Source organism: Actinophytocola algeriensis (genome assembly GCF_014203735.1).
GTDB classification, from domain to species: Bacteria; Actinomycetota; Actinomycetes; order Mycobacteriales; family Pseudonocardiaceae; genus Actinophytocola; species Actinophytocola algeriensis.
Window position 1 is genome coordinate 1,293,649 of the sequence record NZ_JACHJQ010000002.1, and the last position, 12,908, is coordinate 1,306,556.

A 12,908-nucleotide genomic window follows, 5' to 3' on the forward strand; every position below is an offset into this window, starting at 1 on the left:
CTCATTTCCCTTTCGAGGTGGGTTCCGTTGACCGACGCCGCAAGGCGGGCCGCGCCGACCGCACGGTCAACAGGTTGGGTTCGAGCGTGGCGACCGTCGGGTTCTCGAAGAGCAGCCGAACGCTCATCTCCACGCCCAACGTCGACCGGATCCGGTTCACGAGGCGGGTCGCGAGAAGGGAATGGCCGCCGGCGTCGAAGAAGTTGTCAGCCACCCCGAACTCCGGCAGCCCCAGCACGTCGGCGAACAGACCGCACAACGTTTCCTGACGCGGGTTCTCCGGTCTGGCGCCGCCACCCGTGCGGTACACGGGCGCGGGCAGTGCGTCGCGGTCGAGTTTTCCGTTGGCGGTCAACGGCAACGCGTCGACGGGCACGAACGCGGCGGGCATCATGTAGTCCGGCAGCCTGGCCGCCAGCTCACCACGCAGCCGTGCCACGTCCACTGTCGACGGCACGACGTAGGCCACCAACCGCTTCTCACCCGACTGGTCGGTATGCGCGAGCACCGCGGCCTGCCGCACCTCGGCGCTCGCAGACAGCGCGCTCTCGATCTCACCGAGCTCGACGCGGAAGCCCCGGACCTTCACCTGGTCGTCGGAGCGGCCGAGGAACAGCAGGCGCCCAGCGGAGTCGTGGCGCACCATGTCACCGGTGCGGTACATCAGCTCGCCCGGCCGCCCGAACGGACAGGCCACGAACCGCTCCGCGGTCAGGCCCGGCCTGCCGACGTAACCGCGCGCCATGCCGGCGCCCGCGAGGTACAGCTCCCCCGCGACGCCCCTCGGCACCGGCTGCAGGAACTCGTCGAGCACGTAGCGGCGGGTGCCGCGCATCGGGTGTCCCAACGGGACGGTGGGCCCGACCTCCTCGCCCGCCCGCCACGGATACTGCGTCACGCACAGGGTCATCTCCGTCGGCCCGTACGTCGTGCGGACGATCGTGTCCGGACAGTTCCGCAGGGTGTGCTCGACCGCGCTCGCCGAGATCACGTCGCCGCCGGTGGTCACCTCGGTCAGGTCACCGAAGACGTCGACTAGATCGTCGGCGATCACCCGGAAGAGCCCGGCGGTCAGGCTCAGCCGCGTGACATCGCGCGTGCGGACCAGCGACCGCAACGTCATGACGTCGAGGTCACCCGGTGGTGCGACCACGACCGTGCCGCCCGCGAGCAGCGGCCCCCAGATCTCCCACGTGGTCGCGTCGAACGCGTGCGGCGAGTGCAACAGCACCCGGTCGCCGGGTCCCATGGCCCACGCCGGGTCCAGGATCAGGTCGACGACACCCTGGTGGGTGATCTGGATGCCCTTCGGCTCGCCGGTGGAGCCGGAGGTGTACATGACGTAGCACAGCTGGCCGGGTCGCACGACCGGCAACGGCCCGGGCTCGTCGTCGATCACGTGGTCGCAGGTGAGCACGTGCCTGCCCGCCCGCGCCGCGGCGACCGCGAGCTCGTGGTCGGCGAACGCCTTGTCCACGAAGAGGACCGGCGAGCCGCTGTCCGCGTCGACCGACCGCATCCGCGCGAGCGGGTACGCGGCGGAGATCGGCAGATAGGCGCCGCCCGCCTTGAGCGTGGCCAGGAACGCGACGATGAGGTCAGAAGATCGTTCCATGAGCACCGGGACCGTGGTCTCCGCACCGACACCCGCCGCGCGCAGCACCCTGGCCAGCCGCTCGGCCCGCTCCTGTAGTTCCACATAGGACAGTTCAGTCGTGCCGTCGGTGACCGCGACCGCGTGCGGGGACCGTGCCACCGCGGCGTCGAACGCCGCCACGACCGTGCCGGGCTCGGTGGCCGGGGTGTCGTCCGCTTCGGTGAGCAGACGCCGTTCGGCGTCGGTCAGGATGTCGAACCGGCCCAGCCTCGTCGCCGGGTCCGCCGCGGCCAGAGCCAGGATCCTGGCCAGCCGCGTGCCGAGCAGCTCGGCGGTCTCGTGCGTGAACAGGTCGGTGGCGTAGCCGATGCTGATGGCGAGATCGGCGTCCACCGGCTCGTCGGAGACCGTGATGTCCAGGTCGAACTTGACGATGTTCAGCCTGGTCGGCTCCGCCTCCGCGTCGAGTCCTGCCAGCGGGAACGAGCTGGGCGCCCGGTCCGCGCGGGACAGCGCGACCTGGAACAACGGATGCCTGGCGAGCGACCTGGCCGGGCGCAGGTGCTCGACGAGGCGCTCGAACGGCAGGTCCTGGTGGTCGAGCGCGGTGAGGTCGGCGTCGCGGACCCGGCACAGCAGCTCGGCGAAGGTCGGGTTGCCCGAGGTGTCGTTGCGCAGCACCAGCGAGTTGACGAAGAACCCGACCAGATCGTCCAGCACGTCGTCGGCCCGGCCCGCGACCACGGTGCCGAGCGGGATGTCGGTGCCGCACCCCATCCTGGTCAGCAGCGCCGCGATGGCGGCCTGCACCACCATGAACGACGTCGCGTCGTTGGCGCGCGCCAGCGCCCGCAACTTCGCGTGCGTCGCGGCGTCGACGGACACGTCCACTCGGCCCGCCCGGTAGGACGCCTGGGCCGGGCGCGGAAAGTCCGTCGGCAGCGCGAGTTCCTCGGGCAGTCCGGCCAGCGCCGTGCTCCAGTACCGGAGCTGCCTGCTGATCTCGCCGTCCGGATCGTCCTCCTCGCCGAGCAGTTCTCGTTGCCAGAGCGTGTAGTCCCGGTACTGCACCGGCAGTGCCGCCCACACCGGCGCGGCGCCGGCGCGGCGCGCGGCGTACGCGGTGGACAGGTCCCGGCTCAGCGGGCCCATCGAGACCCCGTCGCCCGCGATGTGGTGCAGTGTCAGCACCAGCAGGTGCTCCTCGTCGCTGACACTGAACAACCGGACCGCCAGCGGGAGGTCGGCAGCCAGGTCGAACGCGCGGGCCGAGGCCGCGGTCACCGCGGGTTCCAGCGCGTCGGGCGACACCGTCTCGTGCGCGAAGTCGACGCTGGCCATGGCGGCAGGGATGATCCGCTGCGCGGGCTCGCCGTCGATCTCGGCGAAGACCGTGCGCAGCACTTCGTGGCGGGTGACCACATCACCGATGGCGGCCCGCAGTGCCGCGACGTCGACACGACCGCGCAGGCGGGTCGTCACCGGCACGTTGTAGGTGGCGGTCGCCCCCTCCAGGCGGTGCAGGAACCACAACCGGCGCTGCGCGAACGACAACGGCAGCGGCTCCGGTGGGTCCGCGACCGCGCGCAGCGGCGGGCGGACGGCGCCGGACACCAGGTGCGGCTCCAACGTGGCGACCGTGGCGTTCTCGAACAGCAGCCGGACACCCAACTCCACGTTCAGCGTCGACCGGATCCGGTTCACCAGCCGCGTCGCCAGCAGGGAATGCCCGCCCATGACGAAGAAGTTGTCGTCCACACCGACCCCAGGCAGGCCGAGCACGGCGGCGAACAGCTGGCACAGCACCTCCTGCCGCGCCGTGCGGGGCTTGCCGCTGCCCGCCCCCGTGCCGTACGCCGGCGCTGGCAACGCCCGCCAGTCGAGCTTTCCGTTCGAGGTCAACGGCAACTCGTCCACCTGGACGAACGCCGACGGCACCATGTAGTCCGGCAGCCGCGCACCCAGTTCCCTGCGCAGCACCGGCACGTCGACCGTCCCGTCGGCAGGCACCACGTACGCCACCAGCCGCTTGTCGCCGGGCTGGTCGGTCCGCACGACCACCGCGGCCTGCCGCACGCAGTCGACGGCGGCCAGCGCGGTCTCGATCTCGCCGAGCTCGATCCGGAAACCCCGCACCTTCACCTGGTTGTCGGAGCGGCCGACGAACACCAGCCTGCCGTCGGGCAACCACCGCACGACGTCCCCGGAGCGGTACATCACCGTGCCGGGCGGCCCGAACGGGCACGCGACCCAGCTCGCCGCGGTCAGTGCGGGCCTGCCGACGTAGCCGCGCCCCAGACCGGGGCCCGCCACGTACAGCTCGCCTGCCACGCCCACCGGTACCGGCCGCAGGAACTGGTCCAGCACGTAGAGATCGGTGTTGGCGACCGGCACGCCGAGCGTGACCGGCTCATCCGCGTGGAGCCAGGCACCGGTGCTGATGACCGTCGCCTCGCTCGGCCCGTAGGAGTTCACCAGCCGGTGGCCGGTCCCCCAGTTGTCGACCAGCCACTGCGGCACCTCCTCACCGGCCACGATGAGCATCGCGCTCGCCGGGAACGTCCCCGGCCGCAACGAGGCGAGCAGTGACGGCGTGACCGTGACGTGTGTGGTCCGGCGGATCAGCTCGGCGTCGGCGGTGTCGGCGGCGGTGAGCCGGTCCGGGTCGAAGGGGATCACGGCGCCACCGGCCAGCAGCGCCATGAGGATCTCCCACGGCGAGCCGTCGAAGCCGATCGAGCAGATCTGCAGGACGCGGCTGCCCGGCCGGACCTCGAAGTCGTCGCGGAAGCGGTGCTGCAGCCGGGTGATGCCGCGGTGCGTGAGCACCGCACCCTTCGGGGTGCCGGTCGAGCCGGACGTGTAGATCACGTAGGCGCCGTTGTCCAGTGACAGCCGGGGCGGTGGGTTGTCCTCGGGCAGGCTCGCGATCTCGTGCCACAGAACGGCGCCCGCGCTCAGCCGTGGCGCGGCGGTGACCGGCAGGTGGTCCTCGTCGTCGACGATGACCACGGCGGGCGCGGTCTCCTCGAGGATCCGCTGCTTGCGCGCGGTCGGGTAGGCGGGCTCGACCGGGACGTAGCAGCCGCCCGCCTTCGCGACCGCCAGCATCACCGTGACGAGGTCCGGCGACCGGCGCATCGACACCGCGACGTGCACGTCCGGGCCGACACCGTGGCCGATGAGGTGATGCGCCAGCCGGTTGGCCATGGCGTTCAGCTCGCGGTAGGTCACGTCCCGCCCGGCGACGACCGCGACCTCGTCCGGGTGCTCGCGCACCTGCTGTTCGAAGAGGGCGGGCAGGGTCTCTTGCGGCACGCGTGGCGTGGCGGCGTTGAACTCGTCGAGCACGCGAGTGCGCTCGGCCTCGCCGAGGATCTCGACCGAGGACAGCGGCAGGTCCGGCGCGGCGGCGACCTGGGTCAGCAACCGCACCAGGCGGTGTCCCACAGTCTCGGCGCCGGCCCTGGTGAACAGGTCCTCCGCGTAGGTGACCTTCAGCTGCAGGTCGCCGTCGGCACGGACGACGAACCCGAAGAACAGGTCGAACTTCGCGGTGTCGAACGGCGGCTGCTCGGCGACGCCGTTGAGGCCGGTCAACGCCAGCACGTCCCCACGGTCGACGGTCATGGCCATCTGGAAGAGCGGGTGCCTGGCGAGCGACCGCGTGGGATGGAGGTGTTCGACGAGGCGCTCGAACGGCAGGTCCTGGTGGTCGAACGCGGCCAGGTCGGCGTCCCTGGTCCGGTCGACCAGCTCGGCGAACGTGGGGTTGCCCTCGGTGTTGTTCCGCAGTACCAGCGAGTTCACGAAGAACCCGACCATGTCGTCGAGCGCCTCGTCGGCGCGGCCGGAGACCACGGTCCCCAACGGGATGTCGCTGCCGCAGCCGAGCCGGGTCAGCAACGCCGCGGTCGCCGCCTGCACCACCATGAACAGCGTCGCGTCGTGCGTACGGGCCAGGTCGACGAGTGCGGCGTGAATCGCGGCGTCGATGGTCAAGTCCACCCTGCCCGCGCGGTACGACGCGTGCGCCGGGCGCGGGAAGTCCGTCGGGAGCGCCAGTTCCTCCGGCAGCCCGTCCAGCGCCGTGCGCCAGTACCGGAGCTGCCTGCTGATCTCGCTGTCCGGGTCGTCCTCCGCGCCCAGCAGTTCCCGCTGCCACAACGTGTAGTCCTGGTACTGCACCGGAAGCGGCTCCCACTCGGGGGCGCCGCCTGCACAGCGGGCGACATACGCCGTCGACAGATCACGGCTCAACGGACCCATGGACGCGCCGTCGCCCGCGATGTGGTGCAGCGTCAACACCAGCACGTGCTCGCGTTCCCCCACACTGAACAACCGCGCCGACAGCGGCGGCTCGGCCGCCAGGTCGAACACCCGCGAGGACGCGGCCAGCACCGCCGCGTCCAGCTCCGCGGCGTCCACCACCTGGTGCGCGAAGTCGATCCGCACCTCGTCGACCGGGATCACCAGCTGCACCGGCTCGCCGTCGGCTTCGACGTACACGGTGCGCAGCACCTCGTGCCTGGCCACCACGTCAGCGATGGCCGCCGACAGCGCGGCCACGTCCATCGCGTCGTGAATCCGGGTGATCACCGGGATGTTGTAGGTGGCCGATGGTCCTTCCAGCCGGTGCAGGAACCACAGGCGGCGCTGCGAAAACGACAACGGGATCATGCTTGGCCACTCTCTTTCACGAAGCCGGTCAGCCGTTTCATACCTTCGGTGATCTCCGCGGGGCTGAGGTGGCTGAACGACAGCCGGATCCGCGGCCGGGCACGCCCGTCGCCGTGGAAGTGGTGAATGGGCGTCCACAGCACGCCGTGGTCGCGTGCGGACCGTTCCAGCTCCTCGTCCCCGGCCACGAACGGCACGTTCAGCACGATGAAGAACCCGCCGCCGGGGTCGTTCCAGGTGACCTCGGGTGTCGTCCCCTCGGGAAACGCCTCGGCCAGCCCGGCACGCAGCATCCGCAGGTTGCGCAGGCAGGCGTCGACCTCACGTTTGTTGGCGGCCCGGATGCTGAACCCGTGGTCCAGCAGCTTCCCGGCGATCACCGCCTGCCCGATGGGCGCGGTGTTGACCGTCAGGACGCTCTTCAGCTTGGCCAGCTGGTCGGCGAGCGACTCGGTGCGCGCGCCGACGGTGACCGGCTGGTCCGCGACGGCGAACCCGACCCGCGCGCCGGGGAACACCGTCTTCGCGAAGGAGCAGACGTACACCACCCGGCAGGAGGTGTCGAGCGCCTTCAGCGTCGGCACGCGTTCCTGGTCGCCAGTGAACAGGCTGTACGGGTTGTCTTCGATCAGCAGGATCTGCTCGTCCTCGGCGATCCGCAGCAACTCCCGCCGGGTGGCGAGCGACATGCTCAGCCCGGTCGGGTTGGCGAAGTCGGTGTTGAGGTACAGCACGCACGGGCGCGCGCCGGCAGCACGCGCCGTGTGGATCGCGGTGCGCAGCTCGGCCAGGTCGATGCCGTCGGCGGTGCTCGGCACCGGAATGGCCCGCATATCCGCGAGCCGCGCGGCGCCGGTGAAGCCGACATACGCTGGCCGCACGTAGAACGCGACGTCGTCGGCCGTACGGCGAAGCGCCCGCAGCACGAGGTAGATCGCCTCCTGGGCGCCGACGGTCACCACGATCGACTCCGGATCGACGTCGATGCCCTCGTCGACGAGCAGCATCCTGGCGATGAGGTCGTGGATGATGCCCTTGGTGCGGCCGTACTGGAGCAGTGTCCGGCGCACCCGCACCTCGTCGCCGCCGCATTGCCGCATCAGGTGCGCGACATACGTGTCCACGTAGTGGTGGACCAGGTCGGTGGAGAAGAACTCGTCGTAGGGCCTGCCCGCCGCGAACGAGATGGCGTCGGGAAAGCGCAACGCGATCTCGTTGAGGAAATTCATCACGTCCGCGTCGGCCGAGCCGACGAACGAGCACAGGTCGTCGACGGCCAGCGGGGGAACGATTCCGGTCACCGAGGTCATCAACCCGCCCGCATCGCGGCGATCAGGCTGTCCGGCCGCATGTCCACCCAGTTCGTTTCGACGTATTCGACACAGGCCGCACGCGGTGAATCGGGCAGCCGCACCGTCCAGCCGGCGGGCACCTCGGCGAATGACGGCCAGACGCAGTGCTGACCCTCGTCGTTCACCAGGACCTGGAAACTGCCATTCTCGTCGTCGAACGGATTCATCACGAATCCTCCCCGATAGTTGGATTTCACTGGCTGCTCGCCACGGTGACGGCGAGGCCGCGAAAAATCGGCCTCCAACATCCGTTCCAGCGTTTCTCCAGCCGTTGTCATGTGTACCCGAGGTGTCGTAACGGAACCAGGGTTCTGTCACGAACTGGACAGCGATCAGCCGGAAGTCGCCCCGGTCCGGACGAGGCATCGTCAATGAAAAAGTGAGCGCCCGACCGCATGCTGGCCAGTACTCCGCAACCGACGACCGTGAAACTGGGGAGATCGAGATATGCCAGCATCGGGGAACGACGCACCGCCTTATGGCGATAGTCGATTAGTCCAGAAGGCGTATCTGGTCGCCGACATTCGCGGGATGGAACTGATCGAAAAGATTACTTCCGACCAGGCGCCGGGCACCGCGATCGCCAGGGCCTCCTGCGCGTCGTGGGCGGACTGCGAATCGCTCGGCATCGTCGACACGCTGCACCGCGACATCCTGCACATCGGCCACCGGCTGCAGTTGTTGCTGCACCGGTCGGTACTCGCCACCGCGACCCACCCCCGGCTCACCCGGCTCGGCGCGCTGGGCGCGGAGGTGCGCGTCACCCACCGGAGCCTGCCTGACATGCTCGTCTTCGGCGCCGAGGTCTTCGCCGTCGCGCACCACGACCGCGGTCAGGAGCGACGCCAGGTCGTCCACATCCACAGCCAGGAACTCAGCACGGGCCTTCTCCACCTGTTCGGCGGATTGTGGGACCACGCGGAGGACATCGCGTCCGCCCGGCGGGCAGAGGACAGCATTCAGGCGATCGTGCTCTCCTATCTCTACGCCGGCACCCTCGACGACGCGGCGGCCCGCGAAATGGGCATCTCGGTACGCACCTATCGCCGCTACGTGGCGAAAGTCCTGCGCGACCTCAACGTCACCTCCAGGTTTCAGGCCGGGGCCAAGGCAGCCAACCTCAAACTGCTGTCCGGTTTATGACAGCACTGTTCCCCCGACAATCTTGCCGACCGCCGCGTGCCGTGCCTAGCATGGTGAACCGTCGGCCGAGATCCCAGGCAATTTTCCATCGGGGGTTTGATGACGGCACGAATCCAGGCTCTTGACAAACACACCGACGTGTTGCGCCTGCATGCCAGCGAGAATGTTTACGGCGCGAGTTCCTTCGTGCTCGAAGCGGTTGCCGAGGAACTGTCGAATCTTCACCGGTACCCCGACAGCGAGGGCACCGAACTCGTGCACGCGATCGCCGGTTTTCACGGTGTCGCCCCGGAACGGGTCAGCATCGGCAACGGCGTGGACGAGATCATCCTGCTACTGGTACTCGCGCTCGCTGACGGCACCAGGGCCGCCCTGACCACCGACGCGACTTTCCCCAGCTACCGGGAAAGCATGCGTGCCACCGGGCAGCCGTACACGACCTGCGCCCTGCGCGACTACCGCGTCCCGGTCGACGACCTCGCGGCACGGCTGCGCGACGGCGCGCCGTTCGCCTTCGTGTGCACGCCGCACAACCCGACCGGCGGCGTCCTCGACGAGGCGGCGATCACGACGCTGCACCAGGCCGCGATCGCGGGCGGCGGCGTGCTGATCGTCGACGAGGCGTACGGCGAGTTCGCGGCCGCGGGCTTCGCATCGTCCCTGCCTGCCGCCGCCACCGGCCGGAACATCTGTGTCATGAAGACCTTCTCCAAGGCGTACGGTCTCGCAGGCCTGCGGGTGGGTTATGTGGTTGGCGATCCCGCCGTCATCGCCAAGGTCAACCGGCTCCACCCCGCGGTGCCCTACCACGTCAACCGGCTGGCACAACGCGCCGCCGTTGCCGCGCTGGCGGACCAGCGGTTCATGCGCGAGTCGGTGGCCAGGACGGTGGACACGCGGGAGCACCTCCGCGACCGCCTGCACGCGCTTGGCCTGCGTTCCCTGCCATCGCAGGGAAACTTCGTGCTCGTGCACCTTGGCCTGGCCCACGAGAGCCTGGTCATGTTGTTGCGCGCCAACGGCTTCGCGGTGCGCGACACCGCCGACATGGGTCTGCCGCACCACATCAGGGTGTCCATCGGCACCCCGGAACAGATGCAGGCGTTCCTCGACGGACTGGCCGACCTGCTACCCCTACGATAAAGAAGGTCAGGATGCCGACCAACTCGCTTTTCAACTCCGCGCTGACCACCTTCGCGATCAGCGCGACCGACGAACTCGGCTTCCTGGACGAGCTCCACGACGCCGCGAAGGTGGACGTGCAGGCGTTCCAGGACCAACGGGACCTGCACGGCCCCTCCCTGCAGGCACTGCTGGAGGTGCTGGCACACGCGGGTGTCGTGGAGCCGGTGGGCACGAACCCGGTCATCCTGACCGCGGGCCCGGAGTTCGACGAGGTGTGGCTGAACAAGGGCTACTTCCGCTGGCTCGTCCGTGGCTACGGCCAGATGCTCAGCCACGCGGCGGACTTCTGCGACCCAGCCTTCCGCGCGACGACGAACCCCATGGCGCACCGCGACGGCGGCAACATCGCGATAGCCGGTAAGGACTACGGCGGCCACTTCGTCGATCCGGTGGTGGAACAGCTCGTCGACGGCCTGCGTTTCGACGTCGGCATCGACCTGGGATGCGGCAGCGCCAACCGCATCATCCGCCTGGCCAACCGGCTGCCGGACAAGCACTTCATCGGGGTCGACATGGACGCGGGCGCGGTGCGGGTCGCCCGCGAGGCGGTCGCGGCCGCGGGCCTGACCGACCGGATCACGGTGCTCCACGACGACGTTCGCAACCCGTCCGACCACCCGGAGTACGCCACGGCCGAGGTGGCGTTCTCCTTCTTCCTCGGCCACGACTTCTGGCCACGGGACAACTGCCTGCACACGTTGACCCGCCTTCGGCACCGCCTGCCAAAGGTGACCGACTTCCTGTTCAGTGACACCTACCGTTCCCCAGCCCTAGACGGCGGGCAACCCCCGGTCTTCACACTCGGCTTCGAACTGACGCACGCCCTGATGGGCCAGCACGTCCCGACGGCAAACGAGTGGCTGGACCTGCTCGAGGACTCGGTCTGGAAACTGTGCGACCGCCGGCCACTGGGCATCGCCTACAGCGACATCTTCCACCTGGTTCCCCGCCAACCCATCCCCACCCCGGTTACCGGCGACGTCATGTCAAGCGGCAGGTGACCAGTCCCCGATCCGGTCAGCCAAGGAGTCGCCGGAGTTGGCCGCGGCCGAACGGAGGGGGCACCCTGAGGCCCCGTCTCCACCTACCGCGTGCTGTGCGGAGTCACGCTTGTTCGTCGCGAGCCCCAGAGTGAACGCGATGTCCCAGCATCGAGCCCTGGCTGCTGGATGCGTGACTCGGATGCCAGCGCGAGCCACAGGTCGGCGAGGCTCTCTCCAGCATCACGCAGAGCGACCGGATACGAGGGTCCGGTCAGCGGCACGAGACCCGCACTCGAACGCGGTTCGTCCACTGGGGTGCCCTCAACGATGTACAGGAAGGTCTGCACCAGGCCGGTCTACCGGCGGGTCCTCCTGATCAGCCAGCAACTGGACGCGCAAGCTGACGTCGTGCGGATCGCTCGCGTCCTGGCATGCGGTGTCAACCAACCGAGACAGCATCGACACCGCTGCTGGCTCAGGTACGTAGTCCCGGTGGGCCGTCTGAAACCGTCCTATGGCCACGTTCGTGTCCGCAGTACCCGAGTCCTCCTCGACCTCGCTCACACCGGCCCCCCCGCTTCTGCGACACCCCAGTCAACCAGTAGGTGGCCCCGTCCCAAAGCGACTTTGCCGAGGCAGCACCACACACCATCCGGCACCCCACATAGGCACCCTCAGGCACAAGGAGGGACCGAAACCCAGATTAGTTCTGGGAAAATCCTGGGACGGGCGACTTTGATCTTGCTTCGATGCCCGCTCCAAGAGCATGAAAAGCCGCCTACCTGCGTAGACGACTTCCCTCGTGGTCGGGCTGACAGGATTTGAACCTGCGACCCCTTGACCCCAGCGCGGTTTGCATGATTCCGCGACCTGCAGAAATAGAGAATCCCCTGCACAATACAGAGTGAACTCTCCCGATTTTCTCCTTCTCCTTCATCACAGATGAACCGATCGAGCCGCGCCAGACACCGCCGTCCCGGTCGCCACGCAAGGGACAGAGAACCGGGATCAACGACAACAACCACACGGCGGCACATCCCGCGCCAGGAACGCTATTGCCCACGCCTTCGCCGCTCGCACAGGCTGACTCCCCTGCTCATCCTCGACGTCCGCTCATGCCGATGAGTGGAAGTTGGGCAATGGCAAGTGGTCGATGGCCCCGCCTGAGCTCTCTGGCGGTGAGGGGTTGGCCGGCTCGCCGGCCAACGGGTCGGCTCGCCCGCCCATGCCTGGTGCGGGCGGGCGAGAAGGCTACCGGTGTCAGCCGGTGAGGCCGGCGTCGTGGGCGAGTAGGGCGACCTGGGTACGGTTGTTGAGATTGAGTTTGGTGAGTATGCGGGAAATGTGGGCTTTCACGGTGGCCACGCTCATGAACAGCTCGCCAGCGATCTCGGCGTTGGACTTGCCTCGCCCGACGGCGATGGCGACCTCGCGTTCGCGTTCACTGAGCTGATGCAGTGCTGTGCTGGCGTGCCGTTGCCGGGCGGCGGCGCCGGTGTCGCTGAGGTGGGTGATGAGCTGTCGGGTCACGGTCGGCGACAGGATGGGTTCGCCGGCGGCGACCCGCGATATCGCGCGCAGGATCTCGGCGGGCGGGGTGTGTTTGAGCAGGAAGCCGCTGGCCCCGGCGCGCAGGGCGCGCAGGACGTGCTCGTCGGCGTTGAAGGTGGTCAGGATGATGACCTCGGGTGGGTTGGGTCGGGCGCGGAGTTCTTCGGTGGCGGCGAGGCCGTCGAGGGTGGGCATGCGGATGTCCATCAGCACCACGTCCGGGGCGTAGGCGTCGACGGCGGCGGCTACTTCGCTTCCGTCGTCGGCCTCGCCCACCACGGTCAGGTCGGGTGAGCCGCCGATGACCATCGCCAGGCCGGCCCGCACGAGCGGGTCGTCGTCGACGACGAGGACTCGCACCGCTGCGTTCACGTTGGCTCCTTCTCTCTGCCCAGCCGGGCTACGAACCGACCCTGG

7 protein-coding genes are annotated in these 12,908 nt (G+C 69.0%); 3 read left to right on the forward strand and 4 right to left on the reverse strand.

The features are described from left to right. Nucleotide 1 precedes the first annotated feature (1 nt). Genes FHR82_RS12105 through FHR82_RS12115 form a run of 3 tightly spaced genes read right to left on the reverse strand, consistent with a single transcriptional unit; the run spans nt 2 to nt 7,796 of the window. A complete protein-coding gene (locus tag FHR82_RS12105) occupies nt 2-6,277 on the reverse strand; it encodes a non-ribosomal peptide synthetase (RefSeq protein ID WP_184810349.1) in 6,276 nt (2,091 codons plus the stop codon). Next, nucleotides 6,274-7,587, reverse strand: coding sequence for an aminotransferase-like domain-containing protein (locus FHR82_RS12110; RefSeq protein ID WP_184810350.1), 1,314 nt, complete (start codon nt 7,585-7,587; stop codon nt 6,274-6,276). Before FHR82_RS12110 ends, FHR82_RS12105 begins: the two co-directional genes overlap by 4 nt. Beyond that, a complete protein-coding gene (locus tag FHR82_RS12115) occupies nt 7,587-7,796 on the reverse strand; it encodes an MbtH family protein (protein WP_184810351.1) in 210 nt (69 codons plus the stop codon). Before FHR82_RS12115 ends, FHR82_RS12110 begins: the two co-directional genes overlap by 1 nt. 280 nt (nt 7,797-8,076) lie before the next feature. On the opposite strand from FHR82_RS12115, the gene FHR82_RS12120 reads away from it, so the two are divergent. From FHR82_RS12120 to FHR82_RS12130, 3 genes are all read left to right on the forward strand, one after another. Next, nucleotides 8,077-8,772 carry a helix-turn-helix transcriptional regulator gene (locus FHR82_RS12120; protein ID WP_184810352.1) on the forward strand — a complete coding sequence of 232 codons (696 nt, stop codon included), beginning with the start codon at nt 8,077-8,079 and terminating at the stop codon, nt 8,770-8,772. A gap of 99 nt (nt 8,773-8,871) precedes the next feature. Next, nucleotides 8,872-9,915, forward strand: coding sequence for a pyridoxal phosphate-dependent aminotransferase (locus tag FHR82_RS12125; protein ID WP_225943767.1), 1,044 nt, complete (start codon nt 8,872-8,874; stop codon nt 9,913-9,915). A gap of 11 nt (nt 9,916-9,926) precedes the next feature. Beyond that, a complete protein-coding gene (locus tag FHR82_RS12130) occupies nt 9,927-10,958 on the forward strand; it encodes a class I SAM-dependent methyltransferase (RefSeq protein WP_184810354.1) in 1,032 nt (343 codons plus the stop codon). Nucleotides 10,959-12,200: 1,242 nt separating this feature from the next. Here the strand turns inward: FHR82_RS12130 and FHR82_RS12135 are convergent. After that, nucleotides 12,201-12,863, reverse strand: coding sequence for a response regulator (locus tag FHR82_RS12135; RefSeq protein WP_184810355.1), 663 nt, complete (start codon nt 12,861-12,863; stop codon nt 12,201-12,203). Between the last annotated feature and the right edge of the window lie 45 nt (nt 12,864-12,908).

What these genes read in the sequence shown, in the direction of transcription:
- FHR82_RS12105 (WP_184810349.1), bottom strand. Translation starts at nt 6,277, where the DNA reads ATGATCCCGTTGTCGTTTTCGCAGCGCCGCCTGTGGTTCCTGCACCGG.
- FHR82_RS12110 (WP_184810350.1), bottom strand. Translation starts at nt 7,587, where the DNA reads ATGACCTCGGTGACCGGAATCGTTCCCCCGCTGGCCGTCGACGACCTG.
- FHR82_RS12115 (WP_184810351.1), bottom strand. Translation starts at nt 7,796, where the DNA reads ATGAATCCGTTCGACGACGAGAATGGCAGTTTCCAGGTCCTGGTGAAC.
- FHR82_RS12120 (WP_184810352.1), top strand. Translation starts at nt 8,077, where the DNA reads ATGCCAGCATCGGGGAACGACGCACCGCCTTATGGCGATAGTCGATTA.
- FHR82_RS12125 (WP_225943767.1), top strand. Translation starts at nt 8,872, where the DNA reads ATGACGGCACGAATCCAGGCTCTTGACAAACACACCGACGTGTTGCGC.
- FHR82_RS12130 (WP_184810354.1), top strand. Translation starts at nt 9,927, where the DNA reads ATGCCGACCAACTCGCTTTTCAACTCCGCGCTGACCACCTTCGCGATC.